Below are 23,351 nucleotides of genomic sequence, written 5' to 3'. Positions count from 1 at the left end.
TTAGGCGCCGGTCGAAGGTCCGGGGACCGCCGCGCCCGGTTGCGCATCCTGCGCGTCCTGCGCAGCGGCGCTAACACCGCCGCCCGCAGCCGCGCCAGCCGCCGCGCCGTCCACCACCGACACAATGGAAGCCGTCACTGGCTGCCCGGAAAAGTCCTTGTCGTCCGTAATACGACGGGCTGCCGCCTCGTCAAAGTCCTCCGCGTCGAACGCGGCGAGGTTCGCCTCCGCCTTCTCCAGCGCCTCCTCGAACAAATCCCAGAACGATGCCGTGCTCACCTCGCCCGTAAAGGGGTTCTCCCACTTCTCGTGCGTGCGGTTGTCGAACACGCTTTCCTCCAGCTCAACAGGCCGATGGCTCATGGAACGCACGAACGAGTGGGGCCGCACCAATTCCTCAATGCGTCCCAGCGCCGCACGCTTAAGACCGGTGGGGGAGTGGAATATCTTTTGCGCACGCCGGAAACTGCGCACCGACTGGGCAAACATCCGAGGCGGCACAATGCGCCCGTACACGGTCAGCGCCACGTACGCGTACATTTTCGACACGGTATCCAGCACAAAGTCGCTCGCCTGCAGAATCTCGCGCCACGGCTCAAATGTGGCCACCGTTTCGCCGCGCTTCGCCGTGAGCACCAACTCGTCCAGTTCGCTCTCAATAACCGCGTGCACCTCGGTGCCGTCGTCGCGCGTGAGACCAGGCTCGCCGGCATCACACAGCTGGTACTCGTGGAAAAACACGAACGGATGCATGGTGGAATCCAGCGTGTAGTGGCAGAGGAACCCCAGTGCATAGGCCCGCCCAACAGGGAATTCTTCCTCATTCAAAATGCCGAGCGAGTCCTTGAACGCGCGCACAAGCTCCGTCGGCTTCTCGTTGTGCATGACGTTGCCCAGGCGGTTGTGTTCGCGCAGGCGCGGGTTCAACACGGAGTAGAACAGGGCGTCAGGCCCCTGGTTGCCCAACAGGAAAGCCTCCGCCTCGTCGCGGGTTCCCCCGATGGTGCGGAAGAGGCGGTCGTAGACGTCCTGGCCGAAGAAGTCGTGCGTGATGAGAGCCGGCATGGAAGTGCACTCCGTTTCTGACGTTAATTTTACCGATGACGCTTGGCGCTATCATATACAATGAGGCCGGAGTTGTTAACCGAAGGTTGCCCAGATGTGAAGATGAGCGGCGCTTCGGCGGCCGCAAGCAGAAGGGGGCGCCGCATGAAACTGACCAAGCAAGAGAAGAGCTGGGTGCTCTACGACGTGGGCAACTCGGCCTTCATTATGCTGGCCACGGCGCTGATACCCGTGTACTTCAAGTCGCTGGCCGAGCCAGGCTCGTCGGTGGTGGTGGCGTGGGGCTACGCTGAAACGGTGGCGTCGCTTCTGTTGGCCCTGCTCATGCCCGTGCTGGGAAGTCTTGCCGACCTTAAAGGCAACAAGAAGAAGTTCTTCATCGGCACTGTGGGCACGGGTGCCATTGCGCTTGCGGCGCTTGGCATTCCGTCAGCGGCGCTGGCGTTTCTCGTGGTGTACGTGATTGCGTCCATCATGCTGAACGGCTCCATCGTGTTCTACGACGCATTTTTGGTGGATGCCACCGAAGAGAGCCGCTACGACGAAGTGTCCTCGCAGGGCTATGCGTGGGGCTACATTGGCTCGTGCATCCCGTTCATTCTTAGCCTGATTGTGGTGTTGGGTGGGCCCTCGGTGGGCATTCCCATGGATGTGGGCATGAAGGTGGCGTTCCTCATCACGGCCGTGTGGTGGGTATTGTTTAGCATTCCGCTTATCAAAAACGTGCACCAGACACACTACAAGGAGCGCGCCGAGCACCTGCTGCGCGACACGTTCGCGGGCTTGTGGCGCACGCTCAAGCGCATCTGGAAGGACAAGCGGCTGCGCCTGTTTATGCTGGCGTTCTTTTGCTACATCGACGGCGTGCACACTATTATAAAGATGTCCACCAGCTATGGCACCGACCTGGGTATCGATTCGACGCAGCTGGTGTTGGCGCTGCTCATGACCCAGTTTGTGGCGTTTCCGTCGGCCATCGCCTACGGGCGGCTGTCGTCGAAGTTTGGCACGAAGCGCATGCTGCTGGTGGCTGTGTTCGCGTACTTCTGCATTACGCTGTTCGCGGCGTTCTTCCTGCGGGAAGCCTTGGAATTCTGGATTCTCGCGTTTTTCGTGGGGCTCTTCCAGGGCGGCATCCAGGCGCTTTCGCGCAGCGAGTTCGGCAAGCTCATTCCCAAGGAACACGCGAACGAGTACTACGGCTTCTTCGACATCTTTGGCAAGTATGCCGCGGTCATGGGCACGTTTTTGGTAAGCGTGTTCACGCAGCTTACGGGCAATTCGTCCATTGGCGTGCTGTCCATTGCCACGCTGTTCATCATCGGATTTGTGCTGTTGTGGAAGATGCCCGAGAAGGCGTAAGGCCCCGCGCTGCCGAATTCCCCGTGGAAAAGCGCCTGTTGGCGGGCTTTCTGTCGGCGGTGTGGTAGGCGTTTTGGTATAGTGATTACCCATTGGGTAACTCCTGAGACGAGAAAGAACGCCATGTCGCTAATCGTATGCAAGTTCGGGGGCACGTCCGTCGCTTCCCCCGAGCGCATCCAGATGGTCGCGAAGAAACTTATCGCGAAAAAGCAGCAGGGCCATGACGTGGTGGCCGTTGTGTCTGCCATGGGTAAAACCACCGATGAACTGGTGGGATTGGCCGCTTCGCTGAACGATAATCCACCGGCGCGTGAGATGGATCGCCTGCTGTCTACGGGCGAGCAGGTGTCCATGACGCTGCTGGCTATGGCCATTGAGGCGCGCGGCTACAAGGCCATGAGCTTCACGGGTCGTCAAGCTGGCATTGAAACGGACGGCTCGCACGCCAAGGCCAAAATTGTGAAGGTGCACAACGAGCGCATCATGGAAGCGTTGCACTCGGGCGCAATTCCGGTGGTGGCGGGCTTCCAGGGCATCGACGCGAACGGCGACATAACCACGCTTGGTCGCGGCGGCTCCGACACCACGGCCGTGGCCGTGGCCTGGGGTATTGGTGCCGATGTGTGCGAAATTTACTCGGACGTGGACGGCGTATACACGGCCGACCCGCGCGTGTGCCCGCGCGCCAAGAAACTGGACGCCGTGTCCTACGACGACATGCTGGAGCTGTCCGGCTCCGGAGCAGGCGTTCTGCAGATGCGCGCCGTGGAATTCGCGCGCAAATACGACGTGGTCATCCATTCGCGCTCGGCGTTTTCCGACGCCGAGGGCACCTACATCAAGGAGGAAACCGACATGATGGAGGAAGCCGTCATCACCGGCATCGCTCACGATACGTCCGAGGTGAAGGTCACCATTCGCGGCGTTCCCGACATGACGGGCGTAGCGGCGAAGGTGTTCTCCGCGCTGGCCGGCCGCAACGTGCGTGTGGACATGATCATCCAGAACATCTCCGAGGACGGGTTCACCGACATCAGCTTCACGTGTGCCGGGGCCGACCTGTCCATGGCGCGCGAAACCATCGAGCGCATCCTGCCCGACATCAACGCGCGCGAGTTCGACGTGGACGAGGACATTGCGAAGGTGAGCCTTGTGGGTACCGGCATGAAGTCGTCGCCCGGCGTGGCCGCGCGCGCCTTCACCACGCTTGGCGAGAACCAGATCAACATCCTAGCTATTTCCACGTCGCCCATTCGCCTGTCGGTGGTGGTGGACGGCTCTCAAGCCGCCGAGGCCGTACGCTGCCTGCACACCGCGTTCGACCTGGACAGCGACAGCGTATTCGAAGAAACCCAACTCTCGGCGGAAGAGATTGCCGCCAAGATGAATAAGGGCCGTTGACGTTCCGCCGGTCTGCCGACCGGCGGAACTGCTCGACGCTGCGAGGGGCTGGTGCACACCGCCTTCGCGCGATCCCAGAGGCTCGCGTACCGAAGTACGCTTCGCCTCTTGGATCCCACGAATTCGGCGCACCCCAGCCCCTCTCGCTGACTGACTACGCCAACCTATTGGGATGAGGAGAACGATCATGACGTGGACGAAGACGATTCCGGCGCATCCGGTGGTGGCTATTGCGGGGGCGACCGGTGCTGTGGGTACGGAGTTTCTGCAGGTGCTGCACGACCTTGACTTCCCGGCGAGCGAGGTGCGGGCGCTCGCATCGGCGCGCTCGGCGGGCAAGAAGGTGCCGTTCGCGGGCTGCGGGCAGGTGCCGGCGGGCGAGCTCACGGTGCAGGAAATGACACCGGAGTCCTTCGCGGGCGTGGACATTGCGCTGTTTAGCTGCGGTGCCAGCGTGTCGAAGGAGATGCGCCAGGCCGTGGTTGATGCCGGTGCGGTCATGATTGACAACTCGAGCGCATTTCGCATGGATGCGGACGTGCCGCTGGTGGTGCCCGAGGTGAACCCGGGCGACGTGGCGTGGCATGAAGGTGTCATTGCGAACCCGAACTGCTCTACCATCCAGATGGTGGTGGCCTTGAAGCCGCTCTACGATCTGTCGCCCATCACGCGCGTGGTGGTGTCCACCTACCAGGCAGCCAGTGGCGGTGGCGCGCCAGCCATGGCCGAACTCTACGACCAGACGCGCGCGTTCCTGAGCGGCACGCCGGAAGACGAACTCACCGTTGAGGTGTTTCAACATCGCATCGCGTTCAACTGCATCCCGCACATCGACAAGTTCCTTGAGGACGATTCCACTAAAGAAGAGTGGAAGATGGTTGTCGAAACGAAGAAGATCATGGGTGATGAAGGCATCAAGGTGGCTGCCACCTGCGTGCGTGTGCCCGTGCTGCGCTGCCACGCCGAGGCCGTGTACGTGGAATTCCAAGACGAGGTCAGCGTGGAGGCCGCGCGCGCCGCGATGGAAGCGTTCCCGGGTATTACGGTGATGGACGATGTTGCGAACAACACCTACCCCATGCCGGGTTTGCTTGCGGGTACGAACGACACCTACGTTGGCCGCCTGCGCAAGGACGATACGGTGGATCACGGGCTGGCGTTCTGGGTGGTGGCCGATCAGATTCGCAAGGGTGCCGCGCTCAATGCCGTGCAAATTGCCCAGCTGCTGCTGCCGTAAAACGGCGCGCATACCGGCTTCTTCAAACGCCCGCCGCTCACCCGGTGGGCGTTTTTTCGTTGAGAGGAAAAGTCCAGGTTAAAGCATGGGTTTAATCGTTGGTAAAGCCTGTGAATCACTCGATCCTCCGTGCGCTCATTGCCCGATTGCGCTATTATGTGGACGGTTATCGGAGGTCTGGCGCGCTTTGGGGCATAGCCGCACGTGAGCCGCCGACAGAGGGTGGGAAACATGGCAGACGCACAGCATCGCGCGAAGCGCGTTCACACGGTCCGGGCATGCGGACTGCGCCCTGCCACGCCTTGTGAGGGGTGGCCCGCGCTTACACGCCGCAGCTTCTTGGCGGCTTCGGCCGTTGGTGCGGCATCGTTGTTCGGCGTGCTGGCCTTGCCAGGGTGTTCGCCCAGCCGCAATATCGTGGTGGAAGCGCCGCCCGACGAGGCCACCATCGATACAAAACTCACGTTCTTCGGGTTCAAGTATGAGCCCCTCAACGTCACCGCCATTGAGACTATCTTGCGCACGTACATGGACGAGCATCCGAACGTCTCCATTTCTTACGAGGGCATCAAAAGCCGCCCGTATTATGCAGCGCTCGACAAGCGTCTGAGCACGGGGAATGGCGATGACGTCTTCATGGTCGATCACGACACGTCGCTGGTGTACGCCGAAAAGGGCTACCTGTCCGACCTATCCGACCTGCCCACCATCAGCACGTTTGGCGAACTGGCGCTCAGTCAGATGAGGGCAAGCGGCGCGGTGAGGTATGTGCCCACCTCCATCTCGGCGTTCGGATTGTACTGCAATCTGGCGCTGCTGAAGGAGCGCGGCTTGACGGTGCCGCGAACGCTGTCTGAGTTCGAACGTGCCTGCGATGTGTTCGTCGAAGAGGGCATCGTGCCCGTGGTGGCGAACAACGATATCTCGCTGAAAACGCTGGTCATTGCCCGGGGTATGGCGCCGATATATCAGGCGGAAGATATCGGCGAGGCCGTGCACCCGTTCGTGGACGATCCCGCTGCGCTGGCCACTCAACTGAGGCCCGGCCTGGACGTGGTGGAGCGCCTTATTGCGCGTGGTTACGTGGATGCTGCCGAAGCCCTTCAAACCGAAAAGACCGCCGACGATTTGGATTTGTTCGCGGCGGGGGATCGCCCGTTCATGCTCACCGGTGCGTGGGCTGCAGTGCGCGTGCGTGACATGGCGCCTGACCTGGACTTCGAGGTGCATCCCTACCCAATACTTGACGAAGGCCCCCTGCTGGTGGTGAACGTGGACACCCGCGTCAGCGTGAATGCGAATGGCCCGGATGTTGCGGCGGCGAAGGAGTTTGTGGCCGCGTTCACGCGTCCTGAGGCCATTGAGTTGTTCGCGAACAGCCAGTGCTCGTTCAGTCCGCTGGCTGCCAGCTTCCAGCCCGAAGAGCAGTCGGTTGCACCTTTGGCCGACGCTTTTAAGGAGCGCGCCGTCATCGGCTCTGACGACAACATTAACCTTCCCGTGTGGGGTGCCACGCGCGCAAGTGTGGTGGCGCTTCTTGAGGGCGCGACGGCTGAGGAGGCTGAAGCGCAGCTGTTCAAGCACCTGTCCGGTGAAGAAGATGGTGCCTAATGAAGGCTAAGAAACTTGTTCCGGTGCTGGTGCTGCTGGTGGCCGTGGCCGTGGTTGCGGGCTCGGGGCTCTTCTCGCGCTTCGTGCAAGAGTCGCTGTGGGAGAAATCGGTCACGGACGTGTTGGAGGTGACCACGCAAGGCGAGCACGCCCTTGAGACGTACCTCGAAAAAGATGCTGAAGCGCTTGAGTTGTTCGTGGGCGAACTTGCGATGCAGGACGCAGACGACTTCGCGCGCTTGGACGAGAAGTTCGCGCTCTTTGACCGCGACGATGAGGGCGCCACGTACGTGTGCGTTAACCTGGACGAACGGCTTGCGTATCGCATGGGCACCGATGAGGCGGTTGCGGTGTCCGAAGAGCAGCTGGCCCCGCTTGCCACGAAGCCCGAGCGCGGCATCATGAAGCCGTTTCTGGATGAAAAGACCGGCACGAACATGCTGGGTGTGTACGAGCGTTTTGAGTTCGCGGATGGCACCAAGGGTATTGCACGCAAGGCGCGCCCGCTTGAGGATGTGGCCGAACGCTTCTCGCTGTCGTTTTACAACAACAGCGGCTTTTCTTACGTGGTTGACGATACGGGCAACGTGATCATTCGCTCGCCGCACCCCAACAGCAACCGCACGTTCACCAACCTGCATGACATCGTGGGGTTTGAGGGCAATGACCCCGCAGCGGTTGACGCGTTCCGCGCGGCGCTGGAGGGGGATCGCCGCGGGGTGGCGCTGTTCACCTACCTGGGCGAAGAGTACGTGTTCTGCTATACGCCGCTTGCGGGGACCGAAGGCTGGGATGTGGTGTCCATCATCCCGAACTCCGTGGTCATGGAGCAGGCGAACGCCATTATTCAAGCCACGCTTTTGCTGTGTGCACTCATTGTGGTTGGGCTGGGGCTGGTGCTTCTGGTGTACTGGCGTGGCAGTCGCGCACACCGACGCCAGATTGAGCGCATGGCGTACTTCGATAGCCTGACTGGGTTGCATAGTGTCGATAAGTTTACGATGGATGGCGATGCGCGCCTGGCCTCGCTGTCCCGCGCGGGCGGAAGCGGGGCGGCGGGTCTTGCGGTAGCCTGTGTTGACATCGACAACTTCAAGCTGATCAACGACGTGGACGGTTACGGACGCGGCGACGAAATACTCAAGGAGCTGGCGGGCGTTATCAGGGATGTTATGGGTCCGCAGGGCATTGCGGCGCGCCAGTCGGCCGACTACTTCCTGCTGCTGTTCCCCTATCAGACGCGCGAGGACGCGCTTTCCGTGTGCGAAAAGTTGGTCGAACGCGCCCATGGGATTTTGGGGAACGGCAAGCCGCTGTCGCTTCACCTGGGACTGTGCTGCTCCGAGGACGCGCCGGACGCGCGCGACATCACCGAACTTACCGACCGTGCGCGCATCGCGCAGCGAGAGTCGCGCAAGCGCTCCGTTGCGCCCTGCGTGTTCAGCCAGCCCATGCGCGATGCGCTTTTGCGCCGCGCCGATCTGGAGCGCAGTATGGAGGCGGCGCTTGAGAACGGCGAGTTCTTCCACGTCATTCAGCCGAAGTACGATCCGTCGGGTACGCAGGTGCTGGGCGGCGAGGCGCTGGTACGCTGGCGGCGGCCGGATGAGGGGACGGTGGGCCCCAACGAGTTTGTGCCGCTGTTCGAGCAGAACGGCTTCATCCTGCGTCTGGACGAGTTTGTGTTCGAAAAGGTGTGCCACGACCTGCGCGAACGGCTAGATGCGGGCTTGCCGGTGGTGCCGCTGTCGGTGAATGTGTCGCGGTTGCATCTGCATCGCCCCGACTTCGTGTCAACGTACGTGCGCATCAAGGAGGCCTACTGCATTCCGGATGGCCTGTGCGAGCTGGAGTTGACCGAAAGCATTGTGGTGGAGGACCTGGATGGTACCTTCGCCATTATGGAAGAGTTGCGCCGCTCGGGCTTTTTGTGCTCGATCGACGACTTTGGGTCGGGTCAGTCCTCGCTGAACGTGTTGAAGGATCTGCCGGCCGACGTGCTGAAACTCGATCGCGACTTCCTGCTGGAAAGCACGCTTCCCGGCAAGGAGGAAACGGTGGTGCGCTCCGTCATTGCCATGGCGAAGGAACTGAGCATGACCACGGTCATGGAAGGTGTGGAAACGCCGCGTCAGCTGGAGTTTTTGCGGACTACGCCGTGCGATATGGTGCAGGGTTTCGTGTTCTCGCGCCCGGTGCCGTCCGACGAATTCTATCGCTTGGTGGACGACGCCGCCGAGTAAGGCTGCGGCGGCGGGGCCGGCCGGGGTCGTGGCTGCGCTATACTGTTCTTCATGAAGAAAATCCGACTTGATACCCTGCTGGTTGAGCAGGGCTATTTCCCGGACGCGGACGCGGCCTTGCGGGCGGTGCTCGCGCACGAGGTGAAGGTGGACGACGTGTACGCCACGGGTGCCGCCGTGCGCGTGGCGCCTGACGCCGCGGTGGTGGTGAAGGGCTGCAAGCGTTTTGTGTCGCGTGGCGGTCACAAGCTGCAGGGCGCACTTGATGCGTTTGCGCAAGACGTGCGCGGGCTGCGATGCTTGGATATTGGGTCGTCAACCGGCGGTTTCACCGATTGTCTGCTACAGGCGGGCGCGGCCAGCGTGGCGTGCGTGGACGTGAACTACGGCCAACTGGCGTGGAAGCTGCGGCAGGACGCGCGCGTGAGTGTGTTCGAGCGCACGAACGTGAAGCTGGCCGACCCTGCGGAGTTGGGCGCGCCGTTTGATGTGCTGGTGGCTGATCTCAGCTTCATTGGCCTGGCGGCGCTCGCTCCCGTGTTCGCGCGGTTTTCGCAGGTGGGAAGTGTGTTTATTGGGCTTGTGAAACCGCAGTTCGAGTCGCGACCCAACGAGACGGAGCGCGGTGTGGTGCGCGATGAGGCGGTGCGACAACGCACGGTGGAAGAAGTGCGCGCGGCGCTTGAGGCGGCTGGCTTCGAGCCAACGGGGGTTGTGGAGTCGCCCATCACCGGGCCCGAGGGTAACGTGGAATACCTCGTGCGCGCGGTGTACCAAGGAGGCGGGAGCGAAGCGTGAACTACCTTTTCCAAATATGCTGCGCGCTATCGGTAGGATTGTTCATTGGTTTTTTGGGCGGCGCGGTTAAGGTGGGCGTGCGCCGCCGGTCGGGGAAAGCACGGCCGTATTCCGCCGATCAGGTGGAACGGACGGCGCGGCTTCTGCGCGCCGTCAGCGCGGTTCTCAAGTTCGTGACGGTTTTGTTCCTTGCGCTGGGGCTTATCTGGTGCGCGTATTATTTGATTCTCGGCGTAGTTGAGCCCGAGCAAGCAGAGTACGCCACCGCCATGTCGCAACTCATCGTCTCGGTACTCACCATCGTCTCCATCGGTTTCGCCTTCTTCGAATTCGTCCAGTCGTCACGACGGCGGGAGGATGCGAAGACGACGGCGACTGCGCCTGCGGAAGCGGCGGAAGTGGAAGGTGAGAAGCGTTCATAAGTGTGCCTGTTTATGCTATACTTTACCAAGCACCAAGCGCTTGGTAAGGAGGCAGTATGGGCGTGGCAGCAATGGCGGAACCGCTTACTCTCAAAATATCCAGTAAGCGTCAGATCACGATTCCAGCGAAAGTGTACGAGAGCGCTGGATTTAAGGACTATGCGCTGTGTACCTGGACTGACAAGGGTATGTTTCTGCAGCCTCTTGATGTCGATGATGAGGATGTGACTGTTGATATATTGCGCTATCTCATCAAAGAAGGGTACGACGGCGAAGAACTCATTTCTCACTATAAGGAGATGAAGAAAAAAGTTGTTTCGGTAAAAGACAAACTCAATGAGGCTGAGCGCGACATTGCTGAAGGCAGAGTGGGCGCTGTTGATGAGATGCAGGAGCGAATAAGGGCCAAGTATGGGTTATGAGGTTCTGCGCACCGAGGCTTTTGAGGACGACTATGACCATGCCGTGCAGTATCTCATTTTCAAACAGGGTTCTCTTGAAGCTGCGAGACAACTTGCAGATGAAATTGACGAAGCGAGAGAAGTACTCAAGGCGAATCCGTTCGTGCGTGCGATATCGACAAAAGAGTATTTTCAAAATCGCCCGTATCGCGAGTATCCGCTCTCACACTACCTTATTGTTTACGTTGTTGAAGAGGAAGCTGTTATATGGCTGCGATTCTTTCATCAACGCCAATCGCCAGCTCGACAGGTAATTGATTGGCGTTGATGGTGAGCATAAAGGGTTGTGTGTCGCGTCTTAATTCTTGAGCGAGTTTAACGGGGCGGGCATGCGGCCGCCGCGGTGGGCGAAGGTGGTACCGGCGTGGCTGTTCACGGGCATGACGGGGGCGTAGCCCAGAAGGCCGCCGAAGTCGAGCTGGTCGCCCACGGTTTTGCCGATGGCGGGGATCAGGCGCACGGCGGTGGTCTTGTTGTTGATCATGCCGATAGCGCACTCATCAGCGATAATGCCGAAGATGGTTTCCACGGAGGTGTCGCCCGGCACGGCAATCATGTCCAGGCCCACGGAGCACACGCAGGTCATGGCTTCCAGCTTCTCCAGCGACAGTGCGCCGTCTTCGGCTGCGCGAATCATTCCGGCGTCCTCGGACACGGGGATGAATGCGCCGGACAGGCCGCCGACTGACGACGACGCCATGACGCCGCCCTTTTTCACGGCGTCGTTCAGCATGGCGAGCGCCGCCGTGGTGCCGGGGCCGCCGCACTGGCCCACGCCGATGGCTTCCAGAATCTCGGCCACGGAATCGCCCTCGGCGGGCGTCGGTGCGAGCGACAGGTCCAAGATACCCTGCTGCACACCCAGGCGCTGCGATGCCTCGCGTGCCATGAGTTCGCCCGCGCGCGTGATCTTGAACGCGGTGGCCTTAATAGCCTCGGCCACCGACGTGATGTCGGCATCTTTCGGCAGGTCGGCCAGCACGGCGCGCACGACGCCAGGGCCGGATACGCCCACGTTCACCACTTCGTCGGCCTCGCCCGAGCCGTGGAAGGCGCCGGCCATGAAAGGGTTATCCTCCACGGCGTTGCAGAAAACTACCAGTTTACCTGCGCCGATGCACTGGCGGTCGGCCGTGGCTTCGGCCGTGGCCTTGATGATACCCGCCATTTTCAGCACGGCGTCCATGTTAATGCCCGCGCGCGTGGAGCCCACGTTCACCGACGAGCATACGTTGTCGGTGACGGACAGCGCGTGGGGGATAGAGTCCATGAGTTTGTGGTCGGCCTTTGATGCACCCTTGTGAACGAGCGCGGAAAAGCCGCCCACGAAGTCGACGCCCACTTCTTTACCCGCGCGGTCCATGGCTACGGCGATGGGCGTGAGATCGGTCGCGTTGGTGGCGGCGCAGATCTCAGCGATGGGTGTGACGGAGATGCGCTTGTTCACAATAGGGATGCCGAATTCGCGTTCCAGCTGTTCAGCGGTGGGCACGAGGCGCTCGGCGGCGCTTGTCATGCGGTCGTACACCTTGCGCGCCATCACGTCGATGTCCGCGTCCGTGCAGCCGCGCAGGTTCAGTCCCAGCGTGATAGTGCGGATGTCGAGGTGCTGCTTGCTTACCATCGCAAGCGTTTCGGCAATTTCGGCCGGCGTGATCTGCATGGTGCCCCGTCCTTCTCTCTGATTCAGGTGTGTTGTCCCAGTCTAGCAAACCCGGTGCGCCGCGGGTGGACGGTTCAGCTGTTTTCGGCGTTTCTCCCCAGGGCGGCGGGCGGAAGGGGGCGCGTGCTTACCTCGCCGTAGGGAAGTTCCAGCCGCGTTTTGTTGGGGAGTTCCACCACCAGCTTGAAGTCGTGGGTGAGGTCGACGGCGCGGGCGCGCACGCGGGAGTTGTTGCGCGTTACCACCACGTTTTGGCCGATGAGGAAGCAGCGTTTGCGGTATTCTTCGTAGAAGGGTTGGCTGTCTTTTTGCTGGTAGAGGCTCCAGAAGTGCTGGAGCACGGCGGCGGCCAGCTCGCTGCGGATTGCACCCACCTGTTCGTCGCACACGGTGCCTGCCGTGTCGTCGAGAGTGGTGGGGAAGCCTTCGTGTGGCGGCTTCACGTTTATGCCGATGCCGAGCACCGCGTGATCAAGGAGCCCCGACTCCATGTCGACGACGCCTTCCGTGAGAATGCCGGCGACTTTTCGGCCGTCGCAGTAGAGGTCGTTCACCCACTTGATGAGCACAGCGCGGCCGGTGACGTGCTCGATGGCCCTCGCGCCTGCGACGGCGGCGGCGCACGTGAGGTAGTGTGCCTGATCAGCGGCCAGCGAGGGGCGCAGAAGCACGCTTAAGTACAACCCGGTTTCCGCTGGCGAGAAAAACGATTTGCCACGGCGACCGCGGCCGGCCGTTTGCTCTTCGGCCACCACGACGGTGCCCTCGGGCGCGCCTTCAAGCGCGCGACGGCGTGCTTCGGCGTTCGTCGAGTCCACGCGCTTGCGCACGGATATGGTGAAGGGGTGTTCTTCGGGTAAGAAGTGTTCGATGCTTTGCGGCGACAGCACGTCGTTTTCCTGCGCCAGCCGATACCCACGGTTGGTGACCGCTTCAACTGCGTATCCCTCGGCTCGCAACAATCCTACGGCTTTCCACACTGCGTTGCGGCTTACGCCCAGTTCACGCGCCAGCACCTCGCCCGACACGAACCGCTCCCGCCGATTCTCCAAAAGCCGTAACAACCGATCTTTCGTTGCCATCTTTGCCCTTTCTCGCCGACTTCCCTAGCGTAGAAGCCCCCGTCCCTCATTGTCAACGAAAGAATAAATTAAAGGTGACAATTAACTTTTTCGCCACTCATTTTTTGATCAACGATTTTTTCGTTATTCCTTTTTTAGTCATCGGTCATCCGTTTTTTAGTCACGCGTTATTTTGTTAATCACTTTTTCGTGCGTGAAAAAAATGAGAGCGAATGGAAGAGGCGTATTTTCAGCAATGAATTATTCATAACGAATGTTTCTTAACGAATTATTTGCGATGAATGTTTCACGAACGCATGTTTCACGTGAAACATTTTGGCGCAGGGGGAGGGAGTATTATTGCGGCGACAGTTGGGGGGCTTCACTAACTAGATGTTGACCAGGCTTGTTTCGAAAGTTAACTGCTTCGGCCGTTGGTTGCTGCGATCGTTAAGTGTTTGAAACGTTGCTTTTTTAAGCATTGGAAGTTTAATCATTCAATCAACTAATGGATTAAAAATTGATTGTTTTGAAGAGGGTTGTTGCTATCACTCGTTGTTTCGTTGTTTGGTTCTGCGTTGCTCTTTGGGGGTTTAGCAGCTATAATGGTCATTATTAGACAGGTTGTTCATTATTGGTCCGGGTGTTCAATTGGGGGACTATGGCTGTTTCACTTGCCTCGCGTACGACGATGGCGCCCTCTGCGGTGAAGTGCGCGCCTGAGCGGGCGCGGCACGTGGGGGAGCCGTGTAGCGAAGATCGCCGTATTACGCGTTCGAAGCGAGCCCTGCGCGATGCGCTCATCGAGCTTATGGAAGAGCGCGGCTTTGACGGCTTCAGCGTGAACGATCTCTGTGCCCGCGCGGACCTTAACCGCGGCACGTTCTACAACCACTTCCACGACAAGGAATCCCTGCTCGCAGCGCTTGAAGACGAGGTCATGGACGACCTTGAGCGCTTCCAAGAACAGATGCAGGAACTCACCGTGCGTCGCCTTTTGACGTACCGCGCGCGCAAAAAGCCGCTGCCGTTCCTTGTGGAACTGTTCGACTACCTGCGCGAACAGGGCGACTTTTTGCACGCGGTCCTCGGCCCCGGCGGCGACGTGCGTTTCGGGCCGCGGCTGCGCGATTCCATCTGCACGAACCTCGTCCAGTCCATCTTGCATGAGCGTTACCGCAACGACCCCTCGCCGTTCGTGGGCTACTACGTGGCGTTTTTCGCCTCGGCCTACCTCGGCGTCATCGAGCGCTGGATAGAAACGGGCATGCAAGAAAGCTCGGAGGAAATGGCCCTGGTGGCCATGCGGCTGTTCTTCATCAAGCCGGGCGAATCAATCACCCTATAACGTCGACGGCGAAGGGGCTGTCGGCGAGTCACACGAGAGCACGTGAAGGAGAAGGTCATGGCGAACGAGCCCATGAACGAAAGCGAACAGAAGAACTCGCAGGTCACAAAGGCGAAGGTGCCCGAGACGGCGACGGCTGCCCCGGCCGTTGCGCCTGCGGCTGCACCCGCCGCGGAAGGTTCGCTGCATATCGGCATTGACGTCGGCTCCACCACGGTGAAGCTGGCCATCTTGGACGACGCACACAACGTGAAGTTCTCCGTCTACCGCCGCCACCACGCCGACGTGCGTGCCACCATCGTGGAGGTGCTGGAAGAAGCCGCCGTCGATTTCGGTGGCGAGCGTATGACCATTGCCATCACGGGTTCGGGCGGCCTTCTGCTGGCCCAGTGGCTTGGCGTGGAATTCGTGCAGGAAGTCATCGCCTCCAAAACCGCCGTGGAAACGTTCATCCCTGCCACCGACGTGGCCATTGAGCTGGGCGGCGAGGACGCGAAGATCATCTACTTCGATCAGGGCATCGAGCAGCGCATGAACGGCACGTGCGCCGGCGGCACGGGCGCGTTCATCGACCAGATGGCGTCACTGCTGAACACCGATGCGGGCGGCCTCAACGTGCTGGCCCAGGGCGCGACCACTATTTATCCCATCGCCAGCCGCTGTGGCGTGTTCGCCAAAACCGACGTGCAACCGCTGCTCAACGAAGGCGCGCGCAAGGAGGACATCGCGGCCTCCATCTTCCAGTCGGTTGTGACGCAAACCATCAGCGGCCTCGCGTGTGGCCGCCCCATCCGCGGCCATGTGGCCTTCCTCGGCGGCCCCTTGCAATATCTCCCTGAACTGCGCAAACGCTTCTACGAAACGCTCAACCTGGACGATGAGCACATCATCGTGCCCGACAACGCCCACCTGTTCGTGGCCAGCGGCTGCGCCATGGCGGGCGCAACCAGCGACACGGTGAAGTCTGAGCGTTTGGCTGACGTGCTTGACCGCCTGAAGAACCTCGGCGACATTCAGGGCTCCGAGGTGGTGCGCCTGGCCCCGCTGTTCGCGAACGAAGCCGAATACAACGAGTTCAAGCAGCGCCACGACGGCGAATGCGTGCGTCGCAGCAACCTCATGGACTACACGGGTGTGGCCTACCTGGGCATTGACGCGGGTTCCACCACGTTCAAGGCTGCGCTCATCGGCGAGGACGGCGCGCTTCTGTGGTCGCACTACGCCAGCAACAAGGGCGACGTGCTGGGCTGCGCCCGCGCTGCGCTGTCCAACCTGTACAACGCCATGCCGGTGGATGCCGAAACGGGCGAGCCGCTGGTCACCATCGGTCACGCCACGGTAACGGGCTACGGCGAGCACCTGCTGCTGGAAGCCCTGCGCGTGGACTCAGGCGAAATCGAAACGGTGGCTCACCTGCGCGGCGCGCAGGAAATGCTGCCGGGCGTGGAGTTCATCCTGGACATTGGCGGCCAAGACATGAAGTGCCTGCGCGTGAAGGACGGCGTGATCGACCACATCATGCTAAACGAGGCGTGCTCGTCGGGCTGTGGCAGTTTCATCGAAAGCTTCGCCACGGGTCTGAACCTGGACGTGGCTGAGTTCGCCCAGACCGCCATTGAGGCTGAGCGCCCCGTTGACCTGGGCAGTCGCTGCACCGTGTTCATGAACTCCCGCGTGAAGCAGGCGCAGAAGGAAGGCGCCACCGTGGGCGATATCGCCGCGGGCCTGGCCATCTCCGTTATCAAGAACGCGCTCTTCAAAGTTATCAAGATTCGTGACCCGCACGATGTGGGCACGAAGGTCATCGTGCAGGGCGGCACGTTCTTAAACGACGCTGTGCTGCGCGCGTTCGAGCAGTTGTCCGAGGTCAACGCCGTGCGCCCGGACATTGCCGGCAACATGGGTGCCTTCGGCGCCGCCCTGCTCGCGCGCGACCGCTACCACGATGAAGTTCGCAGGTTGACCCCCCTCACCCAGCAGCAAGCTGCTCGTGCTGATACAGACACACAGGTTGACTCAACAACGAACCAGGGCGGCATCCTGCGGGGTGGAGCGAAGGCTGCGGAGCTTCTGAGCGAAGCCCCGGAGGATGCCGCCCGTCCCACAGGTAAAGTCACCTCCAATCTGCTCTCGCTCGAGCAACTTGCAGCTCTCTCACCTACCCATAAGACGGTGCGCTGCAAGGCGTGCGAAAACCATTGCCTGCTCACCGTGAATGATTTCGGCAAAGATGACGTTACCGGCAAGCACCGCCGCTTCATCACGGGCAATCGCTGCGAAAAGGGCGCGGGCACGTTCGACGAGAACAAGAGCACAGTGCCCAACCTCTTCGAATACAAGAGCCAGCGCCTGTTCGACGTGTACGAGCCGCTGCCCGCCGAGGCCGCCCCGCGCGGAACCGTGGGTATCCCGCGCGCGCTCAACCTGTACGAAAACTACCCGTTCTGGTTCACATTCTTCACGAAGCTGGGGTGGCGCGTGGTGTTGTCCGATCCGTCCACGAAGAAAACCTACGAGGCGGGCATCGAGTCTATGCCGAGCGAATCGGTGTGCTACCCGGCCAAACTCAGCCACGGCCACATTATGAACCTGCTGGACAAGCACCCGGATTTCATCTGGTTCCCGTGCAGCAAGTGGGAGCGCCAGGAAGACGAAGGCGCCGGCAACCACTTCAACTGCCCCATTGTGGCCAGCTACCCCGAGGCGCTGCGCCTGAACATCGACGAGCTGCGCGATTCGCCGACGCAGTTCCTCAACCCCTGGCTGCCCTACGACCAAAAGGATCACCTGAAGAAGCGCCTGTATGTGGAACTGATTGAGGCGCATCCCGAACTCATGGGCGCGGCTGGTGCGCCGACGCAGGCCGAAGTGGACGCCGCCGTGGAGGCCGCCTGGGCCGAAGACGAGGCCTTCAAGCGCGACATCCGCGCGAAGGGCGAGGAAACGCTCGCCTGGATGGAGGCCACCGGCACGCACGGCATTGTGCTGGCGGGCCGCCCGTACCACAACGACCCCGAGATCAACCACGCCATCCCCGAGCTTTTGACCAGCTTCGGTCTGGCCGTGCTCACGGAAGATTCGGTCGCTCACCTGGGCACGCTTGAGCGCCCCATTCGCCTCGTGGACCAGTGGATGTACCACACACGCCTCTACGCCGCCGCCAAGGTGGCCACCGAGCGCGCCGACCTCGATCTCATTCAGCTCAACAGCTTCGGCTGCGGCTTGGATGCGCTCACCACCGACCAGGTGCAGGAAATTCTCGAAGCGGCGGGGAAGGTGTACACCGTCCTCAAGATTGACGAGGTGTCGAACCTCGGTGCGGCGCGCATTCGCGTGCGTAGCCTGTTGGCCGCGCTCAAGGATCAGGCCGATGACCGGGCCGAATCCGAACTCATGCCACGCGGCTGCCCGGCGATGACATTCGACCCCGCAACGTTTGAAGCCACGCCCGAGGCCGCCGTTGACGTGCGCACGGGCGACACCGAGGCCTCCATCGCCGAAAAAGTGGCGGGTGCCACGCCCGAAACGTTCACGGAAAAGGCCGCGCCCGAGGTGATTGAGCGCTTCCGCCAGCGCGAAGGTGCCACCACCGAATTCCCGCGCGCCGTGTTCACGCAGGAGATGAAGGATGCGGGCTACACCATTCTCTGTCCGCAGATGGCACCGATCCACTTCGAGCTGCTTATCGACATTTTCGCGCGCAACGGCTACAACTTGGAGCTGTTGCCGTCGGTGGACCACGGCGCGGTGGACGCGGGCCTCAAGTACGTGAACAACGACATTTGCTACCCGTCTATCCTGGTCACAGGCCAAATTATGGAAGCGGTCATGAGCGGTCGCTACGACACCGACAAGCTGGCCGTCATCATCACCCAAACGGGCGGCGGCTGCCGCGCCACCAACTATATCTCGCTCATCCGCAAGGCGCTGGCCGCGGTGGGGCTGTCGCACATCCCCGTGATCGCGCTGTCGTTCAAGGACCTCGGCGAGAGCAACCCCGGCTTCAAGGTGACGCCTGCCATGCTGCTGCAGGCGGCCTACGCCATCTTCTACGGCGACCTGCTCATGATGGCGCTCTACCGCACGCGCCCCTATGAACTGGAGCCAGGCAGCGCTAACCGCCTGTTCGATCACTGGATGGCCGTGTGCAAGGGTCAACTACGCCAGGGCCTCAAACGCCGCATATTCAAAGACACGGCGCGCCGCATCGTGGAAGACTTCGACACGCTGCCGCTGCAAGGTGAAGGCACGAAGCCGCGCGTGGGTGTGGTGGGTGAGATCCTCGTGAAGTTCCACCCGACGGCGAACAACCAGATTGTTGACGTGATCGAGCGCGAAGGCTGCGAGGCCGTGGTGCCCGGCCTGGCCGAGTTCTTTCTGTTCGGCATTGCGGGCGGCATTTTCCAGAAAGACCCGCTCGGGCGTTCGGCGAAGGGCGCCATCGGCAGCCGCATAGGGCTTTGGGCCATTGCGAAACTGCGTGCACCGGTGACGAAGGCGCTTGCCACGTCGAGCCGCTTTGAGCCGCCGGCGGATATCTACGAGTTGGCCGAATACGCGAGTGAAATCCTGTCCTTGTGCAACTCGATGGGCGAGGGCTGGCTGCTCACGGCCGAGATGGTGGAACTTATTCGCACCGGCGCGCCGAACGTGGTGTGCACGCAGCCCTTCGCGTGCCTGCCGAACCACGTGGTGGGCAAGGCCGTCATCAAGGAGCTGCGCCGCCGCTATCCGGATAGCAACATTGTGGCCGTGGACTACGACCCCGGCGCGTCCGAGGTGAACCAGCTCAACCGCATCAAACTGATGATTAGTGTGGCGAAGGCGAACCTCGCCGACAAGGAGGCCGAGGCGAAAGCCGAGCGCGACCGCTTCGTCGACGCCGGGCGACCTCACGCCCGCCAAGACAAGCTTGGTAAACTGGAGATAGAGACCAAAGAGGCGTAAACACGAAAAAGAAGGAGGCCGCCGGGCCTCCTTCTTTTTCGCCCACTTCTTCCGCCCGTTCTTGCCGGTTTCCGTAAATCGCTCGCATACGGTGCCCGCTGCCGGATAGCCGCTTATAGCGGGTCAACTTATATCGGTGCATCGTAAATCATGGGTGGGCGAAAGGAGGCCTCGTGCGCACCTATGACATCCGATGCAAGATTGGCCTGCGCATCAAAGAGCTGCGCATGGACCAAGGGCTGAGCCAAGAGGCGTTCGCGAACCTCATTGGCATGTCCCGTTCCTATTTCGGCGAAGTAGAAACGGGAAGACGAAACGTGGCAGCCATCAACCTTGAGAAAATCGTCAAAGGCCTCGGCATAACCCTGGAAGAATTCTTCCACTCCGACCTGTTCATCGACTGACAGAGAAGAGTCGCCACGCGCCTATTGAGCAAATTTGCTCAATAGGCGTGCATTTTCACGTAAGAGACAAGCAAGAGACTCCCGTCACCCTATTTCCGCCTTGAAGGATTAAGGCTTCGGCAAGTATCGTGATTGCGGGAGTCGTTTCATTTTGTAAATCAAACGCGACAAAATACGTTTCTCATGCCATGATTGGTTGGTGGTGTGGGGCTGGTTGGCGGGGTACTATGGGTTTGTTGGGAGTATGAAAAACATGATTGGTCAGAACATTCAGAGTAGGCGCAAGATGCTGGGCCTTACGCAGGAGCAGTTGGCGGAGCGGCTGGGTGTGTCGCGGCAGACGGTGACGAAGTGGGAGACCGGCGAAACGTCGCCCGACCTGGCAAACGCGGGTGCGCTGGCTGCGGCGCTCGACGTGTCGCTTGACGCGCTGGTGGCCTACGATGCGCGCGGCACGGGGCTGCCCATGCCACCACGGGGAAAGCACCTGTTCGGCACTGTGACGGTGGGTGAGCGCGGGCAGATTGTTATCCCGAAGCAGGCGCGCGAGCTGTTCGGCATCATGCCGGGCGACGCGCTGCTGGTGCTGGGCGACGAAGATCAAGGCCTCGCCCTGATGAAGGCTGACGACTTCATGGAGCGCATCGAAGCGATGCGTGCACATTTGAACGGCTGACCCCGCCCCTCCCGGCGGGCGGAAGGGGGCTCGCAATGGGCAAAGGCAAGGGGAGCGGCAGGGGAAAGAAGGTTGCCATGGCAGTGGGCATCGTAGTTGTGGTGGCGATTGCGGCGGCGGCCATCGCGCTGGCCGTGTACGTAGATGGCAACCGGCACGGAGAGGAGCGCGACCTCGCAAAAGCGCAGGCCGCCGGCTTCATGGAGCACCAGGCTGCGATTGATGGCGCAACTGTGAACTACGCCGAGGGCCCCAACAACGGGCCGGCCGTGCTGCTGGTGCACGGCCAAGGCATGCAGTGGGAAGACTACGCGCGGGTGCTGCCCGATCTGGCAACGCGCTACCACGTGTTTGCCGTCGATTGCTTTGGTCACGGCGAGTCGGCGCATGACCCGGCGCTCTATTCACTCAACGCTCAGGGCGCGGCGCTGAAGGCGTTCGCCACGCAGGTGATAGGCGAGCCCTACGCAGTGTCGGGCCATTCATCGGGTGGCATCATCGCGGCGTGGCTTGCGGCGAACGATGCCGAACGCGTCACAGGGTGCCTGCTTGAGGACCCACCGTTCTTCCACGTGACACCCGAAGAAATGCAGGCGCCTCCCGGCTGCTTTGCGTGGAAAGACGGCTTTGAGGTGACCCACGCGTTCCTCAACCAGGACGAAGTGGACGACTACGCCGTGTACTACGCGCAGCACAGCTACCTGTTTGGCCTGTTCGGAGGCTTGCAGCCAAGGATTGCCGAATGGACGGCGGCCGAGCGCGCCGTGAACCCCACCGGCCACGTGACGCTTTCGTGGGTGCCCCGGGACTGGGTGCGCGGCATGTACTTCTTCGACGCGTTTGACCCGCGCTTCAGCGAGGCGTTCTACACGGGTACGTTTTTCGTGGACGTTGACCAGGTAGATCTGCTTGCTCGCATCGAATGTCCCACGGTGTATCTGAAGGCTGAAACAAACTATGGCGAAGACGGCCTGCTTTACGCCGCAAACACGGACGAAGATGCCGCGCACGTGCAAGAGCTGGTGCGCGACTGCGAAACCGTGCGCATCAAAAGTGGACATGATATCCACTTCGAGCACCCCATGGAGTTCGCAGCCGCGCTTGACCAGGTAACCTCCTAGAACGGGTAGGGGTGGGGGGCGTGTTGGATGCTGGTCCAGTGGGTGCGGGTCATTTCTTCAAGGATCCAGCGGCCGTTGAAACGGCCGAGTCCCGAGTTCTTCTCGCCGCCGAAGGGCACGTGACGCTCGTCGGCCACGGACATGTCGTTCACGTGGGTCATGCCGGCGTCAATCTTCAAGGCGAAGGCGGTCGCGCGCTCCACGTCGCCACCCACCACGGCCGATGACAGCCCGTAGTCGCTCATGTTTGCACACTCGAGCGCTTCGTCCTCTCCGTGTGTCACGATGATGGGTGCCAGCGGGCCGAAGCTTTCTTGTAGGGCGATGTCCCAGATGGGGTCCACGTCGCCAAACACCACGGGCGGCAGCACGAGGCCTTCCGGCTCGCCGTGCAGAAGCACGCGGGCACCTTGCTCTTCGGCGCGCTTTACCTTGTCCAACAGGCCGTTGAGCTGGGATTCGTTGATGATAGGACCAATGTTGGTGGCCGGATCCAGCGGGTCGCCGCACACCAGGTTGCTCGCGCGCTCCACAAAGCGTTCAGTGAAGGCGTTCGCTATCGAGGCGTCCACAATAATGCGGTTCGTGCTCATGCAGATTTGCCCCTGGTGTAAAAAGCGTCCGATGATGGCGATATCTACGGCGCGTTCCACGTCGGCATCGTCAAGCACCACCAAGGGGCAGTTGCCGCCCAGCTCCAGTGCCACGCGCTTGATGCGTGTTCCCGCGACTGTCTTGGCGGCGATGCCGCGACCGACGGCCGTGGAACCCGTGAACGTGATGAGTTTCGGCACGGGGTGCTCCACGAAGTAATCGCCAATGACACTGCCGCGTCCCACCAGCACCGACAGCGCGCCAGCCGGCAAGCCCGCTTCTTCGTAAATCTTTGCCAGAAGCAGGCCGCCCGTGATAGGCGTGTCGCTGGCGGGCTTCAATACCACCGTGTTTCCGCAGCCCAGAGCCGTGGCCACCGAGCGGTTCGACAAATTCATGGGGAAGTTCCACGGGCTGATGACACCCACCACGCCCAGTGGCTGGCGGTAGACGCGGTTTTCCTTGTGCGGTATGTCGGAGCCGAAAATGTCGCCGTCCATGCGGTAGGGGAACGACGCGGCCTCCGCAGTAATATCGCGCGCGGCGCTCACCTCGAACTCGGCTTTTGCGCGGACGCTGCCCGATTCGCGCTGGCACCAGCCAATCAGTTCCTCGCGGCGTTCGTCGAAGATGCGCACGGCGCGGGCCAACACGTTCGCGCGCTCGGCGGGCGCAGCGGCGGCCCACTCGTGTTGGGCGCGTGCGGCGGCTGCGTACGCTTCGTCCAGATCGTGGCGGTCGGCCAGCACGTGCTCAGCCAAGATGTTCTGATTGTAGGGGTTCACGTCGGGGGTGGTTTCACCGCTGCCACCATCGCGCCAGGTGCCGGCAACAAAAAGCTTATCCAGACCGTCGTAGGGGCGCGGTGCGGCAGGTGTGGCAGAGGCGCGGACGGAAGATTCTGAAGTCATGGGCGGGCCTTCCTTTTCCTGAA

18 protein-coding genes are annotated in these 23,351 nt (G+C 61.3%); 14 read left to right on the top strand and 4 right to left on the bottom strand.

The annotated features are described in order from the left end of the window. Complete coding sequence (locus tag QNJ86_RS03220) at positions 1-1,065, bottom strand: zinc dependent phospholipase C family protein (protein WP_283831144.1); 1,065 nt, start codon at positions 1,063-1,065, stop codon at positions 1-3. 144 nt (positions 1,066-1,209) lie between these two features. Between QNJ86_RS03220 and QNJ86_RS03215 the strand changes: the two genes are divergently transcribed. From QNJ86_RS03215 to QNJ86_RS03175, 9 genes are all read left to right on the top strand, one after another. Then, complete coding sequence (locus QNJ86_RS03215; protein ID WP_283831143.1) at positions 1,210-2,427, top strand: MFS transporter; 1,218 nt, start codon at positions 1,210-1,212, stop codon at positions 2,425-2,427. A 123-nt stretch (positions 2,428-2,550) separates the two neighbouring features. Beyond that, complete coding sequence (locus tag QNJ86_RS03210) at positions 2,551-3,831, top strand: aspartate kinase (RefSeq protein ID WP_283831142.1); 1,281 nt, start codon at positions 2,551-2,553, stop codon at positions 3,829-3,831. Positions 3,832-4,018: 187 nt separating this feature from the next. After that, positions 4,019-5,068: an aspartate-semialdehyde dehydrogenase gene (locus QNJ86_RS03205; RefSeq protein WP_283831141.1), complete on the top strand. Its 1,050-nt coding sequence runs from the start codon at positions 4,019-4,021 to the stop codon at positions 5,066-5,068. Between the two features lie 231 nt (positions 5,069-5,299). Then, positions 5,300-6,679 carry an ABC transporter substrate-binding protein gene (locus tag QNJ86_RS03200; RefSeq protein WP_283831140.1) on the top strand — a complete coding sequence of 460 codons (1,380 nt, stop codon included), beginning with the start codon at positions 5,300-5,302 and terminating at the stop codon, positions 6,677-6,679. Next, positions 6,679-8,922: a putative bifunctional diguanylate cyclase/phosphodiesterase gene (locus QNJ86_RS03195; RefSeq protein ID WP_283831139.1), complete on the top strand. Its 2,244-nt coding sequence runs from the start codon at positions 6,679-6,681 to the stop codon at positions 8,920-8,922. The genes QNJ86_RS03200 and QNJ86_RS03195 overlap by 1 nt, the downstream gene beginning before the upstream one ends. A 51-nt stretch (positions 8,923-8,973) precedes the next feature. Then, positions 8,974-9,720 (top strand): TlyA family RNA methyltransferase, encoded by a 747-nt coding sequence (locus QNJ86_RS03190; protein WP_283831138.1) that lies wholly within the window; start codon positions 8,974-8,976, stop codon positions 9,718-9,720. Further along, positions 9,717-10,142, top strand: coding sequence for a hypothetical protein (locus tag QNJ86_RS03185; RefSeq protein ID WP_283831137.1), 426 nt, complete (start codon positions 9,717-9,719; stop codon positions 10,140-10,142). Before QNJ86_RS03190 ends, QNJ86_RS03185 begins: the two co-directional genes overlap by 4 nt. A 56-nt stretch (positions 10,143-10,198) precedes the next feature. After that, positions 10,199-10,564: a delta-aminolevulinic acid dehydratase gene (locus QNJ86_RS03180; protein WP_283831136.1), complete on the top strand. Its 366-nt coding sequence runs from the start codon at positions 10,199-10,201 to the stop codon at positions 10,562-10,564. Beyond that, on the top strand, positions 10,554-10,871 hold the full coding sequence (locus QNJ86_RS03175) for a type II toxin-antitoxin system RelE/ParE family toxin (RefSeq protein ID WP_283831135.1): 318 nt from the start codon (positions 10,554-10,556) through the stop codon (positions 10,869-10,871). The genes QNJ86_RS03180 and QNJ86_RS03175 overlap by 11 nt, the downstream gene beginning before the upstream one ends. Positions 10,872-10,901: 30 nt before the next feature. Here the strand turns inward: QNJ86_RS03175 and QNJ86_RS03170 are convergent, their stop codons facing one another. Together QNJ86_RS03170 and QNJ86_RS03165 are read right to left on the bottom strand one after the other, a co-directional pair. Beyond that, complete coding sequence (locus QNJ86_RS03170; protein ID WP_283831134.1) at positions 10,902-12,266, bottom strand: PFL family protein; 1,365 nt, start codon at positions 12,264-12,266, stop codon at positions 10,902-10,904. A 74-nt stretch (positions 12,267-12,340) separates the two neighbouring features. Continuing rightward, positions 12,341-13,348 (bottom strand): biotin--[acetyl-CoA-carboxylase] ligase, encoded by a 1,008-nt coding sequence (locus QNJ86_RS03165; RefSeq protein ID WP_283831133.1) that lies wholly within the window; start codon positions 13,346-13,348, stop codon positions 12,341-12,343. 640 nt (positions 13,349-13,988) lie between these two features. Between QNJ86_RS03165 and QNJ86_RS03160 the strand changes: the two genes are divergently transcribed. The 5 genes from QNJ86_RS03160 (at position 13,989) to QNJ86_RS03140 (ending at position 21,823) form a co-directional block, all read left to right on the top strand. Continuing rightward, the gene (locus QNJ86_RS03160; protein ID WP_420052779.1) at positions 13,989-14,675 is read left to right on the top strand and encodes a TetR/AcrR family transcriptional regulator; all 687 of its coding nucleotides are present in this window, start codon (positions 13,989-13,991) and stop codon (positions 14,673-14,675) included. Between the two features lie 57 nt (positions 14,676-14,732). Continuing rightward, positions 14,733-19,622 carry a 2-hydroxyacyl-CoA dehydratase gene (locus QNJ86_RS03155; protein WP_283831132.1) on the top strand — a complete coding sequence of 1,630 codons (4,890 nt, stop codon included), beginning with the start codon at positions 14,733-14,735 and terminating at the stop codon, positions 19,620-19,622. Between the two features lie 173 nt (positions 19,623-19,795). Further along, complete coding sequence (locus QNJ86_RS03150; protein ID WP_283831131.1) at positions 19,796-20,026, top strand: helix-turn-helix domain-containing protein; 231 nt, start codon at positions 19,796-19,798, stop codon at positions 20,024-20,026. Between the two features lie 253 nt (positions 20,027-20,279). Then, entirely contained in the window at positions 20,280-20,702 is a 423-nt protein-coding gene (locus tag QNJ86_RS03145) for a helix-turn-helix domain-containing protein (RefSeq protein ID WP_283831130.1), read from the top strand. Between the two features lie 35 nt (positions 20,703-20,737). Beyond that, positions 20,738-21,823 (top strand): alpha/beta fold hydrolase, encoded by a 1,086-nt coding sequence (locus QNJ86_RS03140; protein ID WP_347278111.1) that lies wholly within the window; start codon positions 20,738-20,740, stop codon positions 21,821-21,823. Here the strand turns inward: QNJ86_RS03140 and QNJ86_RS03135 are convergent. Next, positions 21,820-23,328 (bottom strand): aldehyde dehydrogenase family protein, encoded by a 1,509-nt coding sequence (locus QNJ86_RS03135; RefSeq protein ID WP_283831129.1) that lies wholly within the window; start codon positions 23,326-23,328, stop codon positions 21,820-21,822. The two genes, QNJ86_RS03140 and QNJ86_RS03135, sit on opposite strands and share 4 nt — an antisense overlap. Between the last annotated feature and the right edge of the window lie 23 nt (positions 23,329-23,351).

Origin of the sequence: Gordonibacter faecis, from assembly GCF_030077735.1 — a bacterium.
GTDB lineage: Bacteria > Actinomycetota > Coriobacteriia > Coriobacteriales > Eggerthellaceae > Gordonibacter > Gordonibacter faecis.
Note: the sequence above shows the minus strand (reverse complement) of the source record. Positions and strands in the feature narration are given on the sequence as shown.

Coding starts and splice junctions, on each gene's coding strand:
- QNJ86_RS03140 (WP_347278111.1), top strand. CDS start 20,738: ATGGGCAAAGGCAAGGGGAGCGGCAGGGGAAAGAAGGTTGCCATGGCA.
- QNJ86_RS03195 (WP_283831139.1), top strand. CDS start 6,679: ATGAAGGCTAAGAAACTTGTTCCGGTGCTGGTGCTGCTGGTGGCCGTG.
- QNJ86_RS03175 (WP_283831135.1), top strand. CDS start 10,554: ATGGGTTATGAGGTTCTGCGCACCGAGGCTTTTGAGGACGACTATGAC.
- QNJ86_RS03215 (WP_283831143.1), top strand. CDS start 1,210: ATGAAACTGACCAAGCAAGAGAAGAGCTGGGTGCTCTACGACGTGGGC.
- QNJ86_RS03220 (WP_283831144.1), bottom strand. CDS start 1,065: ATGCCGGCTCTCATCACGCACGACTTCTTCGGCCAGGACGTCTACGAC.
- QNJ86_RS03170 (WP_283831134.1), bottom strand. CDS start 12,266: ATGCAGATCACGCCGGCCGAAATTGCCGAAACGCTTGCGATGGTAAGC.
- QNJ86_RS03205 (WP_283831141.1), top strand. CDS start 4,019: ATGACGTGGACGAAGACGATTCCGGCGCATCCGGTGGTGGCTATTGCG.
- QNJ86_RS03135 (WP_283831129.1), bottom strand. CDS start 23,328: ATGACTTCAGAATCTTCCGTCCGCGCCTCTGCCACACCTGCCGCACCG.
- QNJ86_RS03210 (WP_283831142.1), top strand. CDS start 2,551: ATGTCGCTAATCGTATGCAAGTTCGGGGGCACGTCCGTCGCTTCCCCC.
- QNJ86_RS03155 (WP_283831132.1), top strand. CDS start 14,733: ATGGCGAACGAGCCCATGAACGAAAGCGAACAGAAGAACTCGCAGGTC.
- QNJ86_RS03190 (WP_283831138.1), top strand. CDS start 8,974: ATGAAGAAAATCCGACTTGATACCCTGCTGGTTGAGCAGGGCTATTTC.
- QNJ86_RS03165 (WP_283831133.1), bottom strand. CDS start 13,348: ATGGCAACGAAAGATCGGTTGTTACGGCTTTTGGAGAATCGGCGGGAG.
- QNJ86_RS03180 (WP_283831136.1), top strand. CDS start 10,199: ATGGGCGTGGCAGCAATGGCGGAACCGCTTACTCTCAAAATATCCAGT.
- QNJ86_RS03145 (WP_283831130.1), top strand. CDS start 20,280: ATGATTGGTCAGAACATTCAGAGTAGGCGCAAGATGCTGGGCCTTACG.
- QNJ86_RS03160 (WP_420052779.1), top strand. CDS start 13,989: ATGGCTGTTTCACTTGCCTCGCGTACGACGATGGCGCCCTCTGCGGTG.
- QNJ86_RS03200 (WP_283831140.1), top strand. CDS start 5,300: ATGGCAGACGCACAGCATCGCGCGAAGCGCGTTCACACGGTCCGGGCA.